This window comes from Vibrio thalassae, from assembly GCF_900089835.1.
GTDB lineage: Bacteria > Pseudomonadota > Gammaproteobacteria > Enterobacterales > Vibrionaceae > Vibrio > Vibrio thalassae.
Map to the genome: position 1 here is coordinate 1 of NZ_OANU01000117.1, position 21,873 is coordinate 21,873.

Annotated in this window: 20 protein-coding genes and 2 pseudogenes; 11 read left to right on the plus strand and 11 right to left on the minus strand. The window is 42.9% G+C overall.

The window, feature by feature from the left end:
- Positions 1-180 (plus strand): annotated as a pseudogene (locus tag VTH8203_RS20010) (ISAs1 family transposase); the annotation flags it as partial.
- A gap of 63 nt (positions 181-243) precedes the next feature.
- Positions 244-1,002: a hypothetical protein gene (locus VTH8203_RS20015; RefSeq protein WP_096995238.1), complete on the plus strand. Its 759-nt coding sequence runs from the start codon at positions 244-246 to the stop codon at positions 1,000-1,002.
- Between the two features lie 345 nt (positions 1,003-1,347).
- On the opposite strand, the gene VTH8203_RS20020 is transcribed toward VTH8203_RS20015, so the two are convergent.
- From VTH8203_RS20020 to VTH8203_RS24640, 3 genes are all read right to left on the minus strand, one after another.
- Positions 1,348-2,882 (minus strand): IS3 family transposase gene (locus tag VTH8203_RS20020; RefSeq protein ID WP_370739262.1). Its coding sequence is split into 2 segments (ribosomal slippage): positions 1,348-2,420 and positions 2,420-2,882, totalling 1,536 coding nucleotides; the frame shifts between segments, so codons are not numbered across the junction.
- A gap of 33 nt (positions 2,883-2,915) precedes the next feature.
- Positions 2,916-4,766, minus strand: coding sequence for an ATP-dependent nuclease (locus VTH8203_RS20025; protein ID WP_096995240.1), 1,851 nt, complete (start codon positions 4,764-4,766; stop codon positions 2,916-2,918).
- Positions 4,767-5,114: 348 nt separating this feature from the next.
- Positions 5,115-5,267, minus strand: coding sequence for a hypothetical protein (locus VTH8203_RS24640; RefSeq protein WP_158296207.1), 153 nt, complete (start codon positions 5,265-5,267; stop codon positions 5,115-5,117).
- 474 nt (positions 5,268-5,741) lie between these two features.
- Between VTH8203_RS24640 and VTH8203_RS20035 the strand changes: the two are divergent.
- A pseudogene (locus VTH8203_RS20035) lies at positions 5,742-5,844 on the plus strand (IS5/IS1182 family transposase); the annotation flags it as partial.
- A 262-nt stretch (positions 5,845-6,106) separates the two neighbouring features.
- On the opposite strand, the gene VTH8203_RS20040 reads toward VTH8203_RS20035, so the two are convergent.
- The 4 genes from VTH8203_RS20040 to VTH8203_RS20055 form a co-directional block, all read right to left on the minus strand.
- Positions 6,107-6,598 carry a Fe3+-citrate ABC transporter substrate-binding protein gene (locus VTH8203_RS20040; protein WP_096995242.1) on the minus strand — a complete coding sequence of 164 codons (492 nt, stop codon included), beginning with the start codon at positions 6,596-6,598 and terminating at the stop codon, positions 6,107-6,109.
- Between the two features lie 453 nt (positions 6,599-7,051).
- Positions 7,052-9,445 carry a VolA/Pla-1 family phospholipase gene (locus tag VTH8203_RS20045; RefSeq protein WP_096995243.1) on the minus strand — a complete coding sequence of 798 codons (2,394 nt, stop codon included), beginning with the start codon at positions 9,443-9,445 and terminating at the stop codon, positions 7,052-7,054.
- A gap of 16 nt (positions 9,446-9,461) precedes the next feature.
- Positions 9,462-10,709: an outer membrane protein transport protein gene (locus tag VTH8203_RS20050; RefSeq protein ID WP_096995244.1), complete on the minus strand. Its 1,248-nt coding sequence runs from the start codon at positions 10,707-10,709 to the stop codon at positions 9,462-9,464.
- Positions 10,710-11,028: 319 nt separating this feature from the next.
- Complete coding sequence (locus VTH8203_RS20055; protein ID WP_096995245.1) at positions 11,029-11,811, minus strand: M48 family metallopeptidase; 783 nt, start codon at positions 11,809-11,811, stop codon at positions 11,029-11,031.
- A 139-nt stretch (positions 11,812-11,950) separates the two neighbouring features.
- Here VTH8203_RS20055 and VTH8203_RS20060 point away from each other — a divergent pair, with 139 nt between their 5' ends.
- The 5 genes from VTH8203_RS20060 (at position 11,951) to cutA (ending at position 14,988) form a co-directional block, all read left to right on the plus strand.
- A complete protein-coding gene (locus VTH8203_RS20060; protein WP_096995246.1) occupies positions 11,951-12,385 on the plus strand; it encodes a hotdog fold thioesterase in 435 nt (144 codons plus the stop codon).
- Entirely contained in the window at positions 12,382-12,615 is a 234-nt protein-coding gene (locus VTH8203_RS20065) for a DUF3389 family protein (protein WP_096995247.1), read from the plus strand. Before VTH8203_RS20060 ends, VTH8203_RS20065 begins: the two co-directional genes overlap by 4 nt.
- A gap of 63 nt (positions 12,616-12,678) precedes the next feature.
- On the plus strand, positions 12,679-14,400 hold the full coding sequence (locus tag VTH8203_RS20070) for an SgrR family transcriptional regulator (protein WP_096995248.1): 1,722 nt from the start codon (positions 12,679-12,681) through the stop codon (positions 14,398-14,400).
- Positions 14,401-14,404: 4 nt separating this feature from the next.
- The gene (locus VTH8203_RS20075; protein ID WP_096995249.1) at positions 14,405-14,656 is read left to right on the plus strand and encodes a hypothetical protein; all 252 of its coding nucleotides are present in this window, start codon (positions 14,405-14,407) and stop codon (positions 14,654-14,656) included.
- An 11-nt stretch (positions 14,657-14,667) separates the two neighbouring features.
- On the plus strand, positions 14,668-14,988 hold the full coding sequence (gene cutA, locus VTH8203_RS20080) for a divalent-cation tolerance protein CutA (RefSeq protein ID WP_096995250.1): 321 nt from the start codon (positions 14,668-14,670) through the stop codon (positions 14,986-14,988).
- On the opposite strand, the gene VTH8203_RS20085 is transcribed toward cutA, so the two are convergent.
- Positions 14,978-15,586: a DUF2238 domain-containing protein gene (locus VTH8203_RS20085; protein ID WP_096995276.1), complete on the minus strand. Its 609-nt coding sequence runs from the start codon at positions 15,584-15,586 to the stop codon at positions 14,978-14,980. The genes cutA and VTH8203_RS20085 overlap by 11 nt on opposite strands.
- A 198-nt stretch (positions 15,587-15,784) precedes the next feature.
- Here VTH8203_RS20085 and VTH8203_RS20090 point away from each other — a divergent pair, with 198 nt between their 5' ends.
- Positions 15,785-16,624: an isopenicillin N synthase family dioxygenase gene (locus VTH8203_RS20090; RefSeq protein ID WP_096995251.1), complete on the plus strand. Its 840-nt coding sequence runs from the start codon at positions 15,785-15,787 to the stop codon at positions 16,622-16,624.
- A 99-nt stretch (positions 16,625-16,723) separates the two neighbouring features.
- Positions 16,724-17,335 carry a DNA-J related domain-containing protein gene (locus VTH8203_RS20095; protein WP_096995252.1) on the plus strand — a complete coding sequence of 204 codons (612 nt, stop codon included), beginning with the start codon at positions 16,724-16,726 and terminating at the stop codon, positions 17,333-17,335.
- A gap of 36 nt (positions 17,336-17,371) precedes the next feature.
- Here VTH8203_RS20095 and VTH8203_RS20100 read toward each other — a convergent pair whose 3' ends face one another.
- From VTH8203_RS20100 to tesA, 3 genes are all read right to left on the minus strand, one after another.
- Positions 17,372-19,027 (minus strand): ABC-ATPase domain-containing protein, encoded by a 1,656-nt coding sequence (locus VTH8203_RS20100; protein WP_096995253.1) that lies wholly within the window; start codon positions 19,025-19,027, stop codon positions 17,372-17,374.
- Between the two features lie 229 nt (positions 19,028-19,256).
- Positions 19,257-20,453: an enoyl-ACP reductase FabV gene (gene fabV, locus VTH8203_RS20105; RefSeq protein ID WP_096995254.1), complete on the minus strand. Its 1,197-nt coding sequence runs from the start codon at positions 20,451-20,453 to the stop codon at positions 19,257-19,259.
- 135 nt (positions 20,454-20,588) lie between these two features.
- The gene (gene tesA / locus VTH8203_RS20110) at positions 20,589-21,197 is read right to left on the minus strand and encodes a multifunctional acyl-CoA thioesterase I/protease I/lysophospholipase L1 (RefSeq protein WP_096995255.1); all 609 of its coding nucleotides are present in this window, start codon (positions 21,195-21,197) and stop codon (positions 20,589-20,591) included.
- On the opposite strand from tesA, the gene VTH8203_RS20115 reads away from it, so the two are divergent.
- Positions 21,196-21,870: an ABC transporter ATP-binding protein gene (locus tag VTH8203_RS20115; RefSeq protein ID WP_096995256.1), complete on the plus strand. Its 675-nt coding sequence runs from the start codon at positions 21,196-21,198 to the stop codon at positions 21,868-21,870. The genes tesA and VTH8203_RS20115 overlap by 2 nt on opposite strands.
- Positions 21,871-21,873 lie beyond the last annotated feature (3 nt).

A 21,873-nucleotide genomic window follows, 5' to 3' on the forward strand; every position in this document is an offset into this window, starting at 1 on the left:
GTATTCAGAGAAGATGAACTAAAAGTAAAAGACCCAGATGGAGCTGCTCACTTAGCGGCATTTAATCGTGCTGCGTTGAACACGATAAAGCAGGATGAGAGTGACAAAGATAGCTTGGCTGCCAAACGTAGAAAGTCAGGTTGGTCTGGTGAATATCGCTCAAAAATAATATTTGGCTAATATTTATTCAAAGTGGAATCCCGCCCTGAGTGGTTACATGAACTTCAAAAATTTGATATTAGTATGGCAACTGCTGGCGTTCAAAGAAGAACGTTGTTGTCATTTTTCGATATGACAATGGATTACCTTTCAAAAGAACCTTTTGAGCCTATTTTAAAGTATGCAGTAGTTCGAACATCTTCCCATATCGTTCAAAGTTCAAATTATGCACTGTACCAGAGAATACTTTTACAATGGGCTACCGCAGAACCATCAACATTACCAATCGTGATTGATTTTATTGCGTTCTATAAAAATGCGGGTATCCAAGTCGATATTGAAGAGATTAAAGAAACTCTAGAATTTATTATTACTGAAAACTCTAGACAGAACCACACTAGCGAAATTTGCTGGGCTATATGGGGAATGATGCTACTCAACATTGAGTTTACTTCAGAAGTGGTCGCAACAATAAAGAGTATTGAAAATTCATTCGTAGCTCTCTTAACTTTGGATGCACAGCAGCGTGGTTTGATTTTAGGCGAAGAAACGTTTGAATTATGGGGAAGTCTAATGACCCCACAAGAGCTAAAAGGTAACAATTGGCTGCTAGCTTACGAAGCCCTTAAGAAAGGGTGGCTTGCTCCAGTTGGAGGTCAGAATTACCTAGATGAGTCCATTGGTTTTTCATTTTTGTCAGAGAAAAACGTTTCGTTTTATGACCCTGAAAAACTAAATAATTACGATCCTCAGGTAAGGTATTATAATTTTAGAAGACTAAATGCTGACCAATTAAGGTATTTCTTATACAGAGACCGCCCTATAAGCAGGCCGCCATTCTAAATATTGCTAACAAATGATCAAAGTCTCAACATACTTTTTCTAAGTAGACACCGCCGTTCTAAAGCATCAGGTCTAGTACGCTTTTGTCCAAAGGTGTGCTGAAGCCGATCGCGGAAAACACACCTTTGCCCCGTTATGCGTTAAACTAAATACTCTACAAAATTTAGGGACGTGCATTTCCCCAATTAAATCTAATCTGATTTAATTGGGGCAGATATCACTCATTTAGAATGTGAATACGTTAGAATTCGTATTTTAAAGGAGGCGGTATAGCCTCCTGAAGTTAGTTTGGCAGTTTAGGAATAACGGCGTTTTTCAAGGTAGTTGTCATCATTCGCTTAGTTATTAAGCGGCTTTTCTTTCTGGATTTAGATGAACCTCACCAACGGGTTCACAGTTCCTAATCTTGCTTGACCAACGCTCTGGGTGTCGCTCTCTTGCTACCGACAACACATCAGAACGACGTCTTAAAATCTCACTATCTTTACCACTGTGACGCTCTGATGGCGTAACGTAATTTAACTTACTGTGCTTATGCTCGGTGTTGTACCAACGCACGAACGCCTCAACCCAACTACGACTAGCATCGAGTTGTTTAAAGCCTTTTGTTGGCCAGCTAGGCATGTACTTCACTGTGCGGAACAGCGACTCAACATACGGGTTATCATCACTGACTCTCGGGCGACTGTATGATGAAGTAATACCAAGCTCATCCATTTTCGCTCTGAACGTCAGTGACTTCATTGGCGCACCATTGTCCGAGTGAAGTACCAGTGGCTGATTAAAGCATTGCTCACGCATCAGCGTCCGCTGTAATAGCTGTGATGCTAACTCACCGCATTCACATTCATAAACATCGTAACCAACGATTTTTCGGCTATAAATATCTTCAATCACGTAGAGATAGTAGTGCTGACCGCGAACCCTAGATGGCAAGTAAGTTATGTCCCATGTGTACACTTGATTGGGACCTGTTGCCGTATAACTTGTTGGTTTAGCCTGCCTTTGTCGACTTCGCTGACGACCTCGGGTATGAAGCTGACCTTCTGCTTTCAAAACCCGATAGTAGCTCGACTCTGAAGCAATATACTCACCGTTATCAAGCAACGTCGGGACAATTTGAGTTGGTGGTAAACTTGCGTATTCAGGGCGGTTGCACACCTCAATAATCGCATTGCGCTCTTGCGGTGATAGCTTGTTAGCAGGCACAGGCCTAACGCAGGTCGGTCTTTTGTCTGTCTGTATTTCACCTCGCTGATACCAGCGTCGATACGTTCTCAAGTCGATTTGAACTTCATTGCAGGCGTACTCTAGACGGCAGCCACTTCGCTTAGCATCGTGGATAAGAGTAACCAAGTAGTGCCTTTCATCGGTTGAGGTTAGTCGTCCTCTGGCTCTTCCCCGTAAAAGGCTCTCAGCTTTTTTCGCAGAACCAAGAGTGCTGCGGTTTCCGCTAACGCTTTTTCTTTAAAGCGTAACTCTTTTTTCAGCTCTTTAATTTCAAGCTTGTCAGCTTTAGCTTGTTTCTTGGCTTCAGCCTCACGCTCTTTAGCAGACATAAACCCTTGCATACACTCACTTCGCCAACCTTGCACTTGTTCAGGGAACAAGCCTTTCTCGCGACAATACTGACTGAGTTCATTCTCCGTCATCGAGTAAGTTTCAGCGACAATGGCGAGTTTAGTTTGAGCAGACCACTGCTCTGATGAAGTATTACTATTTGGCACAGCGGCTCCTGAACGTCTAAGTTGCTGCCGCCAATGATACAGGGTTGCTGTGCTAATACCTTCCTCTTTTGCTACTTGGCTTACAGACATTGAATAAGGAGGCAGTAGCTTCTTCAATATGGCTTCTTTTCTTTCTGTTGGAATGCGATTCAAAACTCACTCATTACCACCCAAACTGGCTAAATTTTAACAGTGACAACTATCCTGCCAGAGGGGGATAACATCTGGGAATGAGTTTGCGAATGAGTCAAACTTATCGCTTATCTGTTCTATTGCATCCCATTCAATGGCTCCTGAAGGAAGTTTAGTTTTGTCTTGTGTAACAATAGCTAACAACAAATTTTCAATCGTATTGTAAATCTTTTTATCTTTCATTTTAGCAACAGCATTCTCAGGTTTGCCTGCTGAAACTGGCTCATTGAAATAAGCCGTTTCGAAATCAATAATTGAGCCAAACACTTGGCTGTATTCTGACATTTGTTCAAGAATTTTACTGTTGTTAGTCCATGCAGGATTTTTTTCGATATTAGGTCTTCTTTCCTTTTTACCTGTCACATCGTCTTTCATTTGTCGGTATTTAAGGATTTCCTTAGTGTCAATATCATGAAGTACGAAGTAACTTTTTTTGAAGTGATTGAGAATTTTCATGAACATTGAAACTTGCACTTTTCCTCCACAGCGAAGAATGAATAAGTCATCAAAAGTTGTATCATCTTTTTCTTTGTAATCTTTGATTACTTTACCAAATGCAGTGTATTCAGTATCGCCTTCAACTAAGAAAACCTTACCACCAAAGAAAAACTCCATTACATCTGGGTTTAGTAGGTTAAATAATTTCAATGATTCTGTTTCATCTTCAGTAAAGTTGATTTGATCTGGTCGAAAAATTGTTGTCGCTTCAACTTCATCATTCGAGTTATTTTCTACTCGAATAATCTTAGTATGATCACGGGTTAAGTCGATAAAACTTGGGGAGTGAGTTGTTATCATTACTTGCCAGTTTTCATTATTTTCGGCAAGGTTATATAGCATGTCCCTTGTCTCTCTACAGGCTGAAGGATGTAAACTTAATTCAGGTTCATCTAGTAGTAGTAAGTGTGACTTGAAATCCTCTAACTTATTATATTTACTTGTTTTCTTTCCAGAGGATTCGTATCCCATTTCAGCAATTTGTTTCAGAACAGACCAGAGTAACGTTCTTCTAGCACCGCTACCATGATGGCTAATTGGGAACACTTGTTCTCCTTTACCAAATCGCACATCTACTTCTGATGAATCAAAAATCTTCAGGTTAGAACTGGCAATATCTTTTTCACTAATGCTTATTTTTAGTTTATGGCTAGGGATGATTTTGGAAGCATATTGAGAGATTTCTTCAGCCAAGGTTTCCAGAGTTTCGGTACTTTGTTCTACGAACTCTTTTTTTAAGGACGACATTTGATCATACAGAGAAGAGTAATCTGCATCTTGCTCTTTTGGTTTGAAGTTCCTAACTTGTTCTTCTAAGAACACATCAACTAAAATGCTTTGAATCGCTTCAGATTGTTCTTCTGGATTGCTAAATGTGCCTACTAAATGTGCCTTAGGTCTATTCTTTTTAGAAGCGCCATCATTAGACCATGGCATTCTTGGTTTATCAGTATCTTCTGCAAAACGGCCTTCCTTCACTAAGTACCCATATCTAGTAGGCGCTTTGTCTTTCTGTTTCCAAATGAAGCGTTCTTTAATTAGATAAGAAGTTTCTTCGGTTTCATTCTCTTCTGGTGTGTAGAAATGCTCACTCGGTTTATCAGTTCCTGAGCAACGTGTGTGTATCTCTACCGTTGGTAAGGTATTTTTATCAAAAACTCGATTATGAAAATCATCTAAACCAAGTTTTTCGCTGTTAACTGCTGAATGATAAGCCTTTAGTATTGTACTTTTGCCAAAATTATTCCCACCAACCAAAATGACTATATCGTCTAATTCAATCTCGACAGGTGTGGAGCCAATTGAGCGAAAATTGCTCACTAATAATTTTTCTAATCTTACTGTCATATGACCTCCAATGAATATGGAAGCATTGTAGTTTCTATCTGTTGATCAACGAAATAGCATTACTTAATTATTTGAGTTTGGTTGCTTTTTTCGTTGCACTGTTGATGGATTACAACCGACTGGACAGCACTATTGATATCGGATTTAAAGCTAACGACTTTCTATACCTGTAGTTATCCATTAGTTGCTAAATTAGGAAAGTCACTGACAAGGTTCTGTCCAAAGGTGTGCTGACGGGGCATGTAACAAATGTGTGATCATCAAGCGATTCTGTCGTACCTTAATTACCAAGCGACTTTGTCACTGCCACCCCGCGGATGAGTAAAAACGTATATGGGCTGCCACGGATTAGCATTGAGACTGGCCCGCTTCGCGGCAGTGTGACCAGTTGCTTTCACTATTGTCGAGAGAATCAAAGAACTCGTCTCCATCCATCAGATCATCGTCGTCAATATTTTCAAAACGAGACTTAACGAGCTCAAGCTTTGCTTCTTCTGTCATATCAAATCCAATGCAGCCCAGGCGGGCTGCTGTTTGGTCACAATCATAAGTAGCGATTGCGAAGATGATCTTTAAAATGCGCATGTGTTGTACTAATATATTTCCAACTAACGAAGAGTTTGTTATCGCTCAGCAGTCGGTAGAACTTTTGTAATTTAACCTGCTACTAAATACTGAAAAGCGACCCCAATATAGAGAGTGCCAGTTAGCTTAGCTGACTGGCATTCTCATTATTGGGTGTACTTTTGAGCTCTGCTTCTTTATAGTTCTAAGGTAGATCCTGTCTCCTGCTTAACAGAGAGAATATGGTTGGGAGCGTCGTCTTCAAGCTAAGGATTTATTATTTTCTGTATCGTGTGTCAGCCAACTCGAGCGAGAAGTTTTAGATGCTGGTGGGCTTTGTTGCTTAAATCGATGGCACTAAATCAAGAAGCTACGATCTGATCGGCCATCCTCATCAATCGTCGTAACCTCATGCCTAAACCTCGTTACAAAACAACTAACTGGAAGCAGTATAATGAAGCCCTTGAACAACCGCGGCTCTCTGACCTCTTGGATTGATGAAGAAGCGATAGCGATTGGAATCAAAACTGGCTGTAGGTTGTCAGAGGCTCCATGGATTTGGATGTAACTCCGTTTTTGTTTCGCCATATTTATCGTGTGATAACAGATGGTATAGTAGCTCAAGCTCTCCCCGTAACTCTGACGGGCATCTCTGCCTTTGTAGTGGGCTAGAGGATTTTTTTCTTAAGCAGTGATGACTTTATTTCTCTATGACCACCCTCCATTTCCCATCGTTGGTCATCAAGCTCATCTACACCGAATAGCGCGCCTCCGAGCTATTCTAAGCGTCCTTTAAAAGATAATAAATCGAGTCTATCTTGGTAGGCATCGAGCAATGCTTTTTTTGTCTCTAAGTAAGCTGTAAGTTTGCCGTACTTGTTAATGGAGCGAACCATCGTTTTGTTTTTATACTCCCCAGTCATGTTGTACTCACGCCATTTAGCAATATAACAAGAGTATCGGTTATTTGGGTCGTCCTTCGTTGGTTTTGGTTTATGGATAATTTTAGGCTCGACACTTTTGGGAAGTCTTTTCAATATGTATGGCTCACTCAACAAGCGAAACCAAAATTGTCCCCAAATTTCTACCCCAAGCTCATCACGTAGCTGGACTGCTTTCTCAAGGGCTTTTTCCTCTCCAAGCCGAATGAATCCTAGCGAGCGGTGCAATACCTTACCTTCCAAGGTTTGAATGCGGACTTTAAACGATGAATTACTCTTTGAAATAAAACGATACCTAGTATTTGAAGTGAAGCTACTTTCAGACATAGAAATACTCATAAATGACAAATCTATTAATAGTGGGTGAGTAAGTTATAGAAAATACCCTCATACTAAAAGAGCGAAGTAACAAAAGTGTTAACTAAATCTAACATTTGCAAAAAGTTCGACTTTGCAGCATCGTTGCAACAGCCAAAGTTAATGGTCTTACCTTTTATGACTAAATGGTCAAGTTTGGACAAGCAACATTCCTTGTAGCTGCTGTTTTACAACTAATCGATAACTCATCGATAAAGCCATTTGTGTTGCGTTGGGCTTACGCATGGAGGCCTACAAAGAGCTGCTTTCTCAAAGAGTGGCGATGAGTCTCGACATAGAAACGCTTGAGGAGAAATGAACATGTTACCAAGACGATGATGGTACCAGGGGCGTTAGTGTCTCTTGACGTAATAAAATGAAAAAAGCGAGTTTACAACTCGCTTTATATCTCTTAATTAACGTCTATTCTAACACTGAATTAGCGTTAGAAACTGCACTACTTCCAGTGGCTAAAAAGCTAACAACTTCCGACTGCATCTCTTCATGAGACGCCAAATCACTGAAATTATCGGTGTCTTGAACCGAAATGAAGGTAGAGTGCTTGCCAATATCACTAAAACGTACAAATGGTGAAGCACTGTTACCACTCCCTGTTGCACTATCAAAAACGGCTAAGTTAAATTTTGTCGCAAGAGGTTCAGTGCCTGCCATTGGTGATGGCGTGACATATTTAGCACTGAGAACGTTGTTGGGCACAGTGTTATCATCTTTGACTTGCGCCATATAGACGGGCGTTCCCTCTGCAATCAATGCATCAGCATTGGTATAGGGATCAGCAGTGTCTACAACGGTTTGAGTCGCGTAAATAAACTGTAAGTTCTCCGCTAGTAGAGCAGGTAAGTTGCTGGCTGATGTACTTTCAAACTCTGTTAAACATTGTGCCTCTGATTCTCCACCGCAATTAGCACTCGCGTAAGAACCGTAGCCAGTACTACCCTGAAGTGCAATATTGTGTGTGATGTACGGGCCGTAAAAGTCAGAGCCGAAGAGTAAATTCGCTATTTGCCCCCCTGAGTTAACGAACGCTGCTCTTGAAAAACCAAACATAGCATCTGCTGCGTTACCCATTGGCGCGTTAGCTTGAGCTACGGCGGGGACGCCCAAAACGCCACCTAAGGAGTGTCCTAAGAAACTAGGTTGCGTAGTCGTGGTATTTGGTAAGGTAGCCAAGGGGGTTGTTGCCAATGCCCCAGCGGCTTGATTGGCTGATATAGCATATCGTAATGTCATCAAGTCCAGTATGGATTGGCGGATGTTGTCTCTAGCGACGGGTAAGACGCTCAAGTTCATGTAAGCTAATACACTTTCATTGGCCGAACGTTGGGCATCAAGGCTACGTTCACCATGAATAGGAGCATCAATAGCAATGAGAGCTAAACCTGCATCAGTAAAATTCTTGGCAAAAGCATACGCGTTCTCTTTAGCAGAAGTAATACCGTGTTGGTAAATTACCAAACCAGAAATACTACCGGATGTCGGAGTAAATAATAAAAAGTTGACGTCCGGTAACGATTTTACCGCTGGCACTGGTGCATAGCGAGTGATGATACGCTCTTCGTCATACCTTGAACCATCTAACTTAGTAAATGTAGTACCCATTAGCTTGGGTAGTTGCGATGCCGGGTCAGACTCAAAAGCACTAGGGTCAATCCCCTTGGCAACCAACTGCGCTACAAAGTTTGCCTTTTCATCATCGTTACTAATGATACTGTTAATAACGGCTAAGCTAGGTGAGCCTGATTCAAACGGTTGGGTGTTCCAGTTCGTACCAGTTTCTAAGTAATAAGGCAGTTTGACAGAACCTTTTGTCACGTTAACAGTACCCGCATTTGCATAGACACTTAAGAGCGTGTTGCGTGCGTCCTCGGTGTTGATGTAACGAATAAAGTTACTATCGTTTGCGAGAGCCTGTGCATAATCTTCAGGTACTCCAAATGTCATTTCACCCAAGTCATCAATCGCCACATTGTTGGGGTTTGCGACACCTTTCCAAATATCACTTGGTGAATACTCTGGCAGCAAAGTAGCCGCAATCATAGACTTAGTCGCAAACAAAGTTTGTCCAACAGATTGAGTAGAAAACCAAGTGGAATAGACAATATTCGTGGTATTTACTGTGTTAGAAGTGCCGGCAGCGATGAGCTGTTCAGTCCCTTGTACTACTTTTTGTGCACTTGCTAACGTGCCTTCGGTGTAGATTTTCGCACTTGATTTCAGAGCGGCATAGCCCTGTGATGTACCGACCGCTTCACCATTCATATCAAGAAGCTTGTCGTTTACTGCGATGATATATTCACTTGATGGTTCGAGGGCTTTGAGTAAAGCAATGACGAGGTTATTACCTGAAGTACTAACCACATAGTCGGTACCATAAGTTAGTACAGTTTCTGGTGCTGGCGATGCTGATGTTAAACCTTCGGTCAACTTGATGAGAGTGACAGATGAAGGATCAGGTGACGGCGTTAGTGGGGCTGCAAATTTAATCGAAATAGGGGAAGTCGTCGACCAACCATCCATCTGGCCCATGGCAGCTATTGGGTTGGTAAGTGACTCATCTCCGCCAGTGGGTAATTCTAATGTTCCATCAGTTTGGTTCATTAACGCAAATGTAGGAAACGGAACGTCTGCATTGCTGCCTTGTAACGTAAAGACTAATTTAGTTGGTTGTGCAAGTGATTGTTGGATGTAAGACTCATAGTTTGGTGTCGTCGGAGTGCCAACGAGTTCACCTTCATCTCCGCAAGCAGAGAGGAGTAATGAAGCTGAAATGATCAGTGCCAGTGGTAGCTTTTTCATCGTTATTCTCCTGGAATTAATTAAACTGGTAGTTGAACTGAATCGCGCTTATATAAGCGGCTGATTTACCAGTGAACACGAGTTCTTCATCCAACTTGTTCTTCTCAGTAAAAGATCCCGATTTAGCATCGATGTAGGTAAAACCTGCATCCAATGTCATCTTGTCATTGATGCGATAAGTCAAACCCGCTGAGTACCAGTAACGGTCTGAATCCGGAATACTTAACGTCGCTTTTCCGGCCTGTTCGTCGTAGGCAAAACCAGCACGCAGAGTCCAATCTGAATTTAAGAAGTGAGTAAACCCAAGTGAATAGCGGTTGCTGTCTTGGTAGTCTTCCTGTTTATAGAAACATACTCCCGGAGGCGTACCTCCAGTACATGTTGATGATGTGGCTTTAAGTTCTTTAAAATCACTCCATTCAGTGCGTTGAATGCCATAATGTACCGCCCAGCGGCTAGCAAATTGATGATAGCCCGAGAACTCCCAAATGGCAGGCAGTGTGACATCTAAGTCGGCTTTGGTATCGGCAGGGGTAGAGATTCCCGTGTCATAGCTAGAGAAGTCACCATCTTTAAATGCCAGATCTATCGCACTTCGATAAGAAAAACCAAAACGGTTGTTTTCATTGATTTCATACATCGCACCAAGGTTCCAGCCAAATGCGTAGGTGGTACCTTCCATAGAGACAAGCTTATCACTTGGAGAACCACCAAATACCGCATCCGCTAATATCCCTTTGTGACGATTCAGCTTGGCGTGGGCATAGACAGCATTGACCCCAACCCCAATTGAGAATGAATCGTTAATACGGTAGGCAACATTAGGGTTCAATGACACTGAGACTAAAGATGTGTCACCAGCAAGGTCACCTGAGTAACTCGCATCTGGATAATCTGTAGCTACGCCGTAATTACTAAATAGTCCGATTCCCCATGCCCACTGATCATTAATGGGAGAGAGATAATAAGCGCCGGGAACGAACTGCATCGGTGCGACGTCTTTCATCTCTTGGTTATTAGTTGTATCGGTGATGTTAATGTCAGGATCGACGACGGAAATGGCACCAGAAAATTGGGCGTGGCTAAACATAGTCATGGCTGCAGGGTTGCGTGCAAGCACAGATGCATTATCGGTAACGGCACCTTCTCCAGAAAATGCGCGACCTAAGCCTGACGCAGAGTGTTCGTTCACTTGAAATCCTGCGGCCAAGACAGCAGGGGTTATTCCCCAGACAAGTGGGATTAGGAGAGCTTTTTGTTTCATATCTTTATGTCCTTTCGGAAAGCTAGAAGTTCATTTTTATAGTTGTATCGGCATAGTGGTCTCAGTAGACCGACTGTTAGCTTTATGTAAACAAGGTGTTAAGGCAAGTTAAAATTTATTAACTTGTGTATAGGGTCAGGTCTTCGAGGTGAGTTGTGATTTTGAACGGATTTAGTTTCGCGACATGTATTTGTACGAGGGTAATATGATTCTTCACACCCTCACTTGGTATTTTGAGAGAGATGGGGCGGCATTCACATGGGCAAAGCGAAGCAAGCCACCTCTACAGTATTTATTTGTTAGAGGTGGCGAAACGGGATCACTTACAGTCAGGTTTAAACGTATCGTACTTGGTTAGCGTGGCAGTTTTTGCACGTAAGTCTGAAATACGAGTATCATGAGACGGGTGAGTGGAGAGAAGTTCAGGTGGTTGATTTCCCCCAGAAGCTTTTGCCATGTTCTTCCATAGTTCAACACTCTGATTAGGATCAAACCCACTTCTCGCCATTAATTCCAAACCAACGATATCTGCTTCTGATTCTTGAGTTCGGCCATAAGGCAATATCACGCCATATTGAACCCCAACGCCCAACGCTGCCATTGTTACATCTCGATACTGATAGCCACCTAGTGCGGCATTAGTAATTTGCAGTCCCGTGTTGGCTAATTGTGATTGGGATAAACGTTCGTTGCTGTGGTCAGCCAAAACGTGAGCCACTTCATGGCCTATCACCGTAGCGAGCTGGTCTGGTGTTACGGCGACATTCAATAAACCGGTATAAACCCCGATTTTTCCACCGGGTAGTGCGAAAGCATTGACCTGATCGGAATCGAATACAACCACTTCCCATTCGCTGAATTCAGGCTGGGGTGGCACGTGATCTGTAATCGCTTTTGCCACACATTGAACATAAGCGTTTACCGCTTTATCTGTGCTGACTTTCTGCTCTTTCTTCATTTGTTCAAAAGATTGAGCACCTAGTTGACTCATTTGTGCATCTGAAAACAGAATCAGTTGATTTCGTCCAGTAGGAGACGATGAACATGCTGCAATAGCAGAAGTGATCACTGCTATGCAGCAAGCCTTTGTCCAAGTCTTCATATGGGAGACTCCTTTCAATGTTATCCATCCCGTTAGTTCGAGGATGGGTAAACGTGTTACCGACATTTTGATATTTGCCATTCGCGTTAACGACAGGCATCATTCTTATAATTACTTCACCTAAGTATAGGATTTATCGATGAGTATTTGGAAGAAGAATCTCTCATTGGAGGCGTTAAATCGCACGTCTAAAAACACCTTAATTGAACACTTGCAGATCGAATACACGGCATTCACTGACGACTCGTTGAGTGCAACAATGCCAGTAACTCATATTACTCATCAACCGCTAGGCATGCTCCATGGGGGAGCCTCTGTGGTGTTGGCTGAGACGCTAGGTTCATTGGCTGCGAATTACTGTGTTGATGATGCTCATTATTGTGTCGGCTTAGATATTAATGCCAACCATGTTCGAGCAATGCGCTCTGGCCACGTTATTGGTACAGCCAAACCTTTACATCTAGGCGTATCAACTCAAGTTTGGCAAATCGACATTACTGATGAGAAACAACGATTGGTGTGCACGAGTCGTTTGACCATTGCGGTGAAAAAACACAAAAAGGTTAATCGATGATCGTTCATTTTTCAGATGGAAAAGTCATTGTTACTCCCCATGAAATACTAGTGAGGCTATCTTCCAGCAGTGCCACGCTGCAAGTACAGGTCGATGCGTTACAACTCATTTTACCTGCGTGTGTGTTGTCGGCTAATGGCGCAGAATGCAAATGGTCTATTAAGTTGGATAACGAAGAACAAGTTCGGACTATTTCTGATGAGACAGGGATAGCGATCTTGTCACTGTGACTTGCTAAATATGTCGATAAAGAGGAAACTTATTTCTAACTTAACGAATGGTATTTCCTCTTTATGAGCAGTCCCCGCCTTAGAAAGCAATTTGAGATTTTATTTGAGCACTTTTCAGGCCAAGATGCGGAAACGCAATTAGAAGATGTAACGGGCATTTTGTTTTGTACTCGACGAAATGCTCGTATTGTACTGAATAAATTGGAAGAAGAGGGCTGGATTGAATGGCATCCTGCGGCCGGACGTGGGAAGCTGTCTCAATTGATTTTCAAACAAAACCGTAATGATGTCAGTGAATCACTCGCTCGGCGCTATTTGGAAGAAGGGCGCATTGGGCATGCTCTGAACGTGCTCGATAAAGATGCCAGTCGCTTATCAAACGTTATTCAAAGCTACTTGGGAGTAACACAGTCTGATGGCAAACAAGTTATTCGACTCCCTTACTACCGAGCGCTATCAATGCTTAATCCTACTAAGCCAATGCGTCGCTCGGAAATCCATATTGCTCGACAAGTATTCAGCGGCTTGACTAAGTTCGATGAGAATGACGTGTTGCAACCTGATATTGCTCATCATTGGCAGCAAATCTCTGATACCCAATGGCGCTTCTATATCCGTCCCGGAATACGGTTTCACAATGGTGAACTTCTCAAACTTGAGCATGTGATTCAAAGTATAGAAACCTTAAGAGGTGCCAATCTCTATAAACATCTCGATAAAGTGACTTCGCCTTCGGATTGGGTTATCGATGTCTATTTTACCCAACCTGATTTTCAAGCCCCGATGCTTTTTGCCGAGAATATGGCCAAAGTATTACCACCTGAAAATATGCGCGGTGAAGACTTCGACCGTTACCCAATAGGAACAGGCCCATATTGCGTTACCACCAACAATGATAAACGCCTAATCCTGTCCGCTTTTGATGGCTATTTTGGCTATCGACCGCTACTGGATACAGTAGAGGTATGGGTTATTGACGAAACACACTCTACGTTAGTATTCCCCACGCTGGCAGACCCAATCGCGGGTGCTCGCTCTGAAGTACAAGATGATATTGAACTGGATCCTGGGTGTACTTATTTGTTGCTGAATCGAGTAAGTGGTATAGCAAAAGATGATCTTTGGGCGCGTTATTTAAGTCGGAAAATCAATTCACTTGCTATATTTCGTAAAATCCCTGAAAAGACCATAGAAGAGCTGGGTATGATCCCCGCTCATGGACTCAAACCAGGTTGGTATCATCATCCTTCTTCAGAGCCCGAAACATTGCGACAACAAGAGCGTGACTTTCTAGCGGACAAAGAAATTCGCATTGCCTATTACGCCGAACATCCTACGTTTCCTGAGATCGCAAAAGGAATCGAAGAGCTGTTGAGACAAGACGGCATTAGAACGAAACTCGTGCGTTACGGTATTGATTCTCCTGACTTTGAAGATATTGATATTTGGATCCGTCCTATGGGTATTGCGAGTAAACGAGAAGATGCGTTGGCGGGGTGGCTATTGGGTCATAGTGATATCGAGAACATGTCAAAACCTGAAGATTTTCGCATTTGGTCAAAACTTGTCGAAGACTGGCGTAGCAAGGCAAATGAAAAGTTTCCGGCACAGGATTTAGGGAAAAAACTGGTTCAGAGCTATCAAATCATTCCGATGTTTCATTGTTGGCTGGGGATTAGTAAAGATCATTGCGGCAGCTTACAAAATGCTAAATGTAACGCATTAGGTTGGTTTGATTTCAGTAAAGTGTGGGTTAAGCCAGATAATCTAGAGATAAGCAAGTAATACAATGGCAAAACCCAATAAAAAAGGCCCAGTGAAGACCGTCGACATTTTTTGCTCAAAGTGTGGTGCCAAGCTTTACCGATATCGAAAAGGTGGCAAAGGTGCGTTGGTAAAGTGTTTTAAGGAAAGAATTGTTGAAGATCTGACACAACAATTAGGTCTCTGTCCCGACTGTTCAAGTCTATTTGGCAGAGAGACATTAATTCGCGGCACGCCAGCAATAAAAATTGCTGGTGGTAAAGTCCGCATGAAATAGGAACGCAGCGGATGAAGTCTAATGCCATCGCCGTGCTCACCACGGTAGCAAACGAACAACAGGCGAACGCCCTTATCAAGTTGCTCTTTGAAAGTCGTCTTGCTGCATGTATACAAACACAGAATATCGGTAGTCATTATGTTTGGGACGGTGCAATTTGTCATGATGAAGAAGTACTGCTCATCATCAAATCGACGAATGAAGCGTACTCACGTCTAGAACGCACTATCATTGCTAATCATGAGTATGAGGTACCGCAAATCGTCGCGCTGCCCATTGAGGCAGGATATCGGCCTTACCTCAATTGGTTAAAACAAAACGTTACTCCCTAGACGGAGTATTTAACACGAAAAGTGTTAATGCGGTGAGGGCTCCAACGGTATCGCACAACATATCCTTTTGTGCGTCCCATATGTCACCTTGAGAGCCCAAAAACGCGATACCCTCATCCCCGCCCGCTACAGCAGCATACCACCACTCGATAATTTCATATGCAGCGGCAAGGCTCATGATTGCAAATAGAGCAAACATCATAGCTGATCGCTTATCCATCATGTAGTTTCGATAGACATACTCTGCGATCGAGAAAGCATAAAGACCGATAGAGAAGTGCGCGACTCGGTCAAAATTATTTCGTTGCGAGCCAATCAACTGATTAAACCAATCGAAAGGGACGTTTGCGAAGGTGTATTTCGCGCCGATAGTGTGCAATATCAGCCACATAAACATTAGTACATAAGCTGTTCTGGAAAATTGAAACTTCGACGAAACGAGCCATATGATCAGTAAAATGGCTAATGCTGGAATAATTTCTGCCACCCAAACGGCACGAGAGCTTGGTGCAATAGCAGAGAAAACAAACACTAGACAATAGAAACCGGTGAGGCCGATTAAAACTGGGCAGTAACGCTTTGATTTGCAGTCATTCATAATCATAGTGAATTCGTGTCTTTTTAATAAACGTAGTATAACCACAATAAAACACCGTTCAATTATGTGATGACTCTATTTGGTGACCAAACGCACAAAATTCAGCAAGGTTTACACAGCAATACAATAGATACTTTGAAAATATACCAACTTTTTTCTAACATCTGCGTCAAATCATAACGACAAGAAAGTAAAGCCATGAAACTAGAAACGGTTGATTATTTAGCACCAGATGCTGCGGAGCAATTTGTACGTTCGTTGAGAGAAACAGGATTTGGTGTTCTAAAAAACCATCCAATTCCTCAAGAGCTTGTAGAATCTATATATTCTAATTGGTACACGTTTTTTACCTCGGAAAGAAAGAATGAGTTTCATTTCAATGTGCAGACTCAAGACGGCTACTTTCCGCCTAGTGTCTCTGAAGTTGCCAAAGGACATACGGTTAAAGACATTAAAGAGTATTTCCATGTTTATCCGTGGGGACAAATTCCCGAAGAGCTTAAAGAGGAAATCTTGGACTACTACCAAAGAGCCAATGACTTTGCTGCTGAGCTACTAGGCTGGGTAGAAATGCATGCTCCAAAGGAAGTCAGTGACAAGTTTTCTATCATGTTGTCTGAGATGATTAACAACAGTGAAAAAACATTGTTGCGCGTGTTACATTACCCACCAATGACAGGGGATGAAGAGCCGGGGGCCATTCGTGCCGCCGCTCACGAGGACATTAACCTGTTAACGATACTACCTGCTGCGAATGAGCCTGGCCTTCAGGTAATGACTAAAGATGACACGTGGTTGGATGTCCCTTGTGATTTTGGGAATCTAATAATCAACATTGGTGACATGCTTCAAGAGGCGAGTGGTGGTTATTTCCCGTCAACGACGCATCGTGTTATCAATCCATCGGGTGAGAAACAGGAAAAATCACGTATTTCTTTACCCCTGTTTTTGCACCCAAACCCTGAAGTTGTGTTATCAGAAAAATACACTGCGGACAGTTATCTGATGGAAAGACTCAGAGAGTTGGGCGTTATCTAAGCGACGATTTTAAGGTCAGCCTAGTGCTGACCTTTTTGTAGTTATTATTGACAACTGCTAAGCTCATAGACAGTCATGACCGTCAACGGGAGAGGATGATTGACAGAATCGACAAATGATATAATTCAATCCACTCGCCAGGCTGACAATCCGCTTCTCTGGTCAGTACTGCATGTGTTACAGCATCGTGCTGATGGATTTAAAATCCACACTTTGGCTGCTCGGCTTATCGAGGCAGATCTCATGCCTTCATTTGATGACTCTCCAGAAAAAGACTTGTTTAAACGAAACTTCCTTCTAATGAACGCATTGTTTCAACTGCAAGAGCTGCTATTACCTGAGCAATGGTTACAAGTCGAAGCAATGGATATTCAACTCTTGCCTTACAACCCTCGCGAACACCAGATAATCGACAGTGATCCTTTGCGAGAATACTACCTAGACTGGTCACATTATGAAGCCGAAGTCGGAGAGGTAAGACGGCTGCTGGAAGACTTTTGGCAGCGCTACGCATATTTTGTCGGCGCTTCTAAGGTGACAGTGTCACGTACCACTGCGCTAAAAAGTTTTGGATTAAATGAGTGGGCGACACAAAAGGAGATTCGACAAGCTTGGCGAAGACTGGCTCTTCGGTGGCATCCAGATCGTGAAGGGGGTGATGCTGAAAAGTTTAGAAATTGCTGTGAAGCATGGTCACTATTGAAAGAGTAGTGAGTCTGATGACTCACTACTGCGGGTATGATGGTCTTATCGAGGTTGACGCATTTTTGCCGCTCTGAGACGATTGAGTGTGGCTAATGTATCAACTAATCTTGGTTTTGCTAGGTCTCCTGAATTTGGCATTGTGGCGCTCCAATCGCCTTCAAGAAGTGCTGCGAGCGCTTTTGGTGGGTGTGTCGACCAACCTGGTTGTTGTGCGAGTTGGAACAATAGCCAACCAATCGCATTCAATTCTGCGTTTGACTCCAACTGCTCAAGCGCTTGCAGGTCAATAGACTCTTTACCAAAACGCAAGCTGTTTGCTCCTTTACCAGAAACTTTGAACTTGCCGTCAATTAACAGTTGTTGTAAATGAGCGCAATCAACGTGGCGAGGTGGAATGAGCTCTAGAGCTTTCTCACTTTCGTTTTGTCGCTCGGTCGGATGCATCGCAATGACTTGTTGCGCTTTTTCGGTAACGTCGAGCGCCTGATAATCATGCATTTGAATGACGGTGTCAGCAACGTCTAGGTAATCCCCGGAACCACCCATAACAATGATTGTAGAGATATCGAGTTCATCTCTTAGTTGCCCAACGCGGTCAACAAAAGGGGTGATAGGTTCATCACCTTTTGACACTAACGCTTGCATACGTTCATCACGAATCATGAAGTTTGTTGCGGAGGTGTCTTCATCGATCATAATTGCACTCGCGCCAGCTTCAATGGACTCTTGTAACCATGCGGCTTGAGAAGTCGAACCGGAAGCATCTTGTGAGCTGAAGTCAGTGGTTTGCTTTCCAAATGGCAAGTGATTGATGTAATTACTTAAATTCAAGTTATGAATCGAACGACCATCTTCAGCTTTGATTTTACAGCAGTCTACGTCTGTCACGATTCCTTCGCGTCCATCTCCTGGTATATGATCATAAATCGAACGCTCTAGAGCATTGAGAAGGGTAGATTTTCCATGGAAACCACCACCAACGATAAGAGTAACCCCTTTGTTGATACCCATACCTTTGATATAGCCTTGATTTGGACGATGAAGAGTCACTTCCAATGATTCTGGTGAGATAAATGGAATGGCGTCCTTCATCGGTAGATCACAGTTACCAGCGATACGCGGTAAAATACTGCCGTTAGCAACAAAAGCGATTAAGTTATTGGCAGCAAGCTGCTCACGCAGGGCTACTTGATCTTCGACGACTTCACAATGCTGTTTAAGTTCTTGCAGATTCAATTCGCGCTCTAAGGTGGCTTTGCGAATATACTTAGGAAGATGGAAAGTTAGCATATTGATGGCTTTTTTTGCCAAGATGCTGCGACCCTCTGCAGGTAGGTTGACGCGAAAGCGAAGTTCGATACCTTCATCAGTGAAGATGACAGCCGTTGAGTCCATGACGGTTTGCCCCGTCAGCGATATCGAGATGTTGTTCTCTTGTTTTGCAAAGGCTGCAAATTGGCGAGCAATATAGTCGCGAGCAGCTATTTGATAAGCAGGGGATTGATCTTTTAACCACTCAAGTCCACTTGGTGCCCACTGTCTAAAAGCGCGGACACGTGAGGCTGCTGCGTATGGGTCAGATTGAACATGGTCTATATGAAAATCAAAATCAGAGAAATCGTAACTACCTTTTATTTGTTGGTAAGCAAGATAATTTTGCTTTTCGATTTTTTTAAGTTTAGCGATTAATAGATCCATGTCGAATGTCTCGAATTTCTTGAGGTTGGTGCGCGATTATAGGAGCCTCTCTGCTGTGGGTAAAGCGCTAACCTATAAAATCAATGGTTATCCGGTTTAAACACATCGCTTAAAAGAGGAGGGATTCTAATGCAAGCATCACTAGCTTAGCGCAATAGTTCATCGTAGGAGAAAGAGGAAAAATAGTCGCAGTCTCAACAAAGAAACTACGACTACATCGCGTTATACACTAAGGTCTTAATTTCTGTAATCGTTCTACATCAATTTCTTTAGTGTAATCAACATCATCGAGGGCAAAGCCATTAAGGTTTAAGAATGTGTTTTGGAACCCTTCAAAATCACCGATGGTTTTAAAGTTCTCCGCATTCATTTGCTCGAGCAGTTTGCCTACTTGGTTTTGAGTATCAGGGTTGAGTTCCCAATCATCCATACGAATTAATCGTTCGCCATCGAGCGGGATCTTGTCTTGACCGTATAGTTTGGTTGAAAACAGGCGCTGCATTTGCTCAATACATTCTTCGTGAGTGCCTTGCGCTTTCATAGTTTTATATAGTGCGAGTAAGTAGGGACTTAGACCAGGAATAAACACACTTGCTTTGGTAACAAGAGCTTTACACACTGTCGCATACGCATTGCCATTAAAGTTTGAGAGTTCAAGATTCAAGGCATGGCTAGTTTGGTGCAAATCAACTTTTGCACGCCCTAATGTACCATCAAGGTAGATTGGGTGGGTGACCGCTGGACCGATATACGAAAAAGCAATGGTTTTAAAACCGTCTGCAACGGAATCAGAGTTGATGAGGGTATCTATCCAGCTTTCCCAATCTTCACCGCCCATCACTTTTAGCGTGCCTTGAATTTCTTCGTCGGTTGCTGGGCTAAGCGTGGCTTCTTCCCATTGTTCAGTTTCCAGATTGATCGTAGCGCCAGAGACTGATTCTCCAATTGGTTTAATTGCAGAGCGCCAGAAACCACCGTTGCCATCAGGTCTTAAACCAGTCGCTAGACTATAGATGACCAAATCCACTTCACCTTCGAAGTAGGTCTCAATAGCTTCAATGACTTGTTCTCTGACATCCTTGGAAAAAGCGTCGCCAACAATATTGATAGCGCGACGACCCGCCTGTTCAGCGCGTTTTTTGAAGAAAATATTGTTGTACCATCCTGCCGAACCAATGCCCTTGTCTGATGGTCCTCGCTCGAACGAAACGCCTATGGTGTCAGCTTCGGCACCGCCAAAAGTGAGAGCGATGCGTGCTGCAAGTCCAAAACCGGAAGAGGCGCCGATAATAAGCACACGTTTTGGACCATTCTTGATCGGATTTGCCGACTTTACGTAATCAATTTGGTTATCGACCGCCTTTTTACAGCCCTCTGGGTGGGCTGACCGTGCGACGACACCGCTGATAATCGGTTCAATTATCATTTATACAACCTATCTAAGACGATGATAAAGACACAGAATAACGTAAAGTGTTGTAAATTATATTGAGCTAGGGCATCAAAAAGGTGAATCTGATGCTCTAAATTCGTGGAAACTTTAAAAAAGTTGTAGTAAGGGCTAAAGGTGAGGTTGCATACTGTCAGCAATGAATTGAGCAATAAAAGGTTGAGCTTCTGGCTTTGGATGTAATCCGTCTTCCATCATCCATTCTGGCTTGATGATGATCTGCTCCAAGAAGAATGGCAGCAACGGTACGTTGGTTTCTTTTGCTAGTGCAGGGTAGATTCCCTCAAACATAGAAGCATAACGTTTTCCGTAATTGGGTGGGATTCGAATCTGCATCAGCAGCACTTTTGAACCGGCTTTTTGTCCCATTTCGATTAACGACGCCAAATTTTTTTTAATGATGTTAGGCTGGAATCCTCTCAAACCGTCGTTAGCCCCCAACTCAATCAGTAGATAATCTGGGGAGTGCTGCTTGAGAAGGCCAGGGAGCTTGGCAAGGCCATTACTTGTTGTATCACCGGAAACACTGCCGTTAACGACCTCAATCGGGGTTGTGTCTGATGACAATTTGTCAGATAGCATGGATGGCCAGCTCTGCTCTACACGCATGTTGTAGCCTGCACTTAAGCTGTCTCCAAGAATAAGTAACGTCGCCGCTTTTGCATTTAAAGAGGCCAAGGATAAAACAATTAAAACGAAAAAGGAAAGTTGCCGAATCATGAGTTCTTCCATAATCAAAGCTGAATCAGTGTCCAAAGTAGTGTCTACGAAAACGGAACATTTAACAATCCTCGAGGGTGTAAATCTGTCAATCGAGGAGGGTGAAAGTATTGCTATCGTAGGAACATCAGGTGCAGGAAAATCGACATTGATGACTTTACTGGCCGGTTTGGACGTTCCTTCTCAAGGTTCAATCCAACTACTAGAACAGCAAATTTCAGACCTTGATGATGAAGCACGCGCAAAGATACGCAGTGATCATGTAGGTTTCGTATTTCAAAGTTTTTTATTGATCCCAAGTTTATCGGCACTGGGAAATGTGACGTTACCATGTCTGCTTAAAGGAGAAAATGAAGACACAGACAAAGCTAAAGCGCTGCTAGAGTCGGTAGGTTTGGGCCACAGAATCGATCATTTACCTTCTCAATTATCGGGAGGTGAGCAGCAACGAGTTGCCATCGCAAGAGCCTTTATGACCAGCCCGAAAATTTTGTTTGCTGATGAGCCTACCGGAAACTTGGACCAAAACACCGCACATAAGATCGTTGAACTGCTGTTCAATCTCAACAAGGAACATGGAACAACACTGGTGTTAGTGACTCACGATCTATCGTTAGCGAAACGTTGTGACCGTATTTTCCATATGAATGCCGGAAAGCTAGAAGAGGAATAAGAG

Bases quoted from the DNA above. Each gene is read 5' to 3' on its own strand.
- VTH8203_RS20015 (WP_096995238.1), top strand. From the start codon at position 244: ATGGCAACTGCTGGCGTTCAAAGAAGAACGTTGTTGTCATTTTTCGAT.
- VTH8203_RS20025 (WP_096995240.1), bottom strand. From the start codon at position 4,766: ATGACAGTAAGATTAGAAAAATTATTAGTGAGCAATTTTCGCTCAATT.
- VTH8203_RS24640 (WP_158296207.1), bottom strand. From the start codon at position 5,267: ATGACAGAAGAAGCAAAGCTTGAGCTCGTTAAGTCTCGTTTTGAAAAT.
- VTH8203_RS20040 (WP_096995242.1), bottom strand. From the start codon at position 6,598: ATGTCTGAAAGTAGCTTCACTTCAAATACTAGGTATCGTTTTATTTCA.
- VTH8203_RS20045 (WP_096995243.1), bottom strand. From the start codon at position 9,445: ATGAAAAAGCTACCACTGGCACTGATCATTTCAGCTTCATTACTCCTC.
- VTH8203_RS20050 (WP_096995244.1), bottom strand. From the start codon at position 10,709: ATGAAACAAAAAGCTCTCCTAATCCCACTTGTCTGGGGAATAACCCCT.
- VTH8203_RS20055 (WP_096995245.1), bottom strand. From the start codon at position 11,811: ATGAAGACTTGGACAAAGGCTTGCTGCATAGCAGTGATCACTTCTGCT.
- VTH8203_RS20060 (WP_096995246.1), top strand. From the start codon at position 11,951: ATGAGTATTTGGAAGAAGAATCTCTCATTGGAGGCGTTAAATCGCACG.
- VTH8203_RS20065 (WP_096995247.1), top strand. From the start codon at position 12,382: ATGATCGTTCATTTTTCAGATGGAAAAGTCATTGTTACTCCCCATGAA.
- VTH8203_RS20070 (WP_096995248.1), top strand. From the start codon at position 12,679: ATGAGCAGTCCCCGCCTTAGAAAGCAATTTGAGATTTTATTTGAGCAC.
- VTH8203_RS20075 (WP_096995249.1), top strand. From the start codon at position 14,405: ATGGCAAAACCCAATAAAAAAGGCCCAGTGAAGACCGTCGACATTTTT.
- cutA (WP_096995250.1), top strand. From the start codon at position 14,668: ATGAAGTCTAATGCCATCGCCGTGCTCACCACGGTAGCAAACGAACAA.
- VTH8203_RS20085 (WP_096995276.1), bottom strand. From the start codon at position 15,586: ATGAATGACTGCAAATCAAAGCGTTACTGCCCAGTTTTAATCGGCCTC.
- VTH8203_RS20090 (WP_096995251.1), top strand. From the start codon at position 15,785: ATGAAACTAGAAACGGTTGATTATTTAGCACCAGATGCTGCGGAGCAA.
- VTH8203_RS20100 (WP_096995253.1), bottom strand. From the start codon at position 19,027: ATGGATCTATTAATCGCTAAACTTAAAAAAATCGAAAAGCAAAATTAT.
- fabV (WP_096995254.1), bottom strand. From the start codon at position 20,453: ATGATAATTGAACCGATTATCAGCGGTGTCGTCGCACGGTCAGCCCAC.
- VTH8203_RS20115 (WP_096995256.1), top strand. From the start codon at position 21,196: ATGAGTTCTTCCATAATCAAAGCTGAATCAGTGTCCAAAGTAGTGTCT.
- tesA (WP_096995255.1), bottom strand. From the start codon at position 21,197: ATGATTCGGCAACTTTCCTTTTTCGTTTTAATTGTTTTATCCTTGGCC.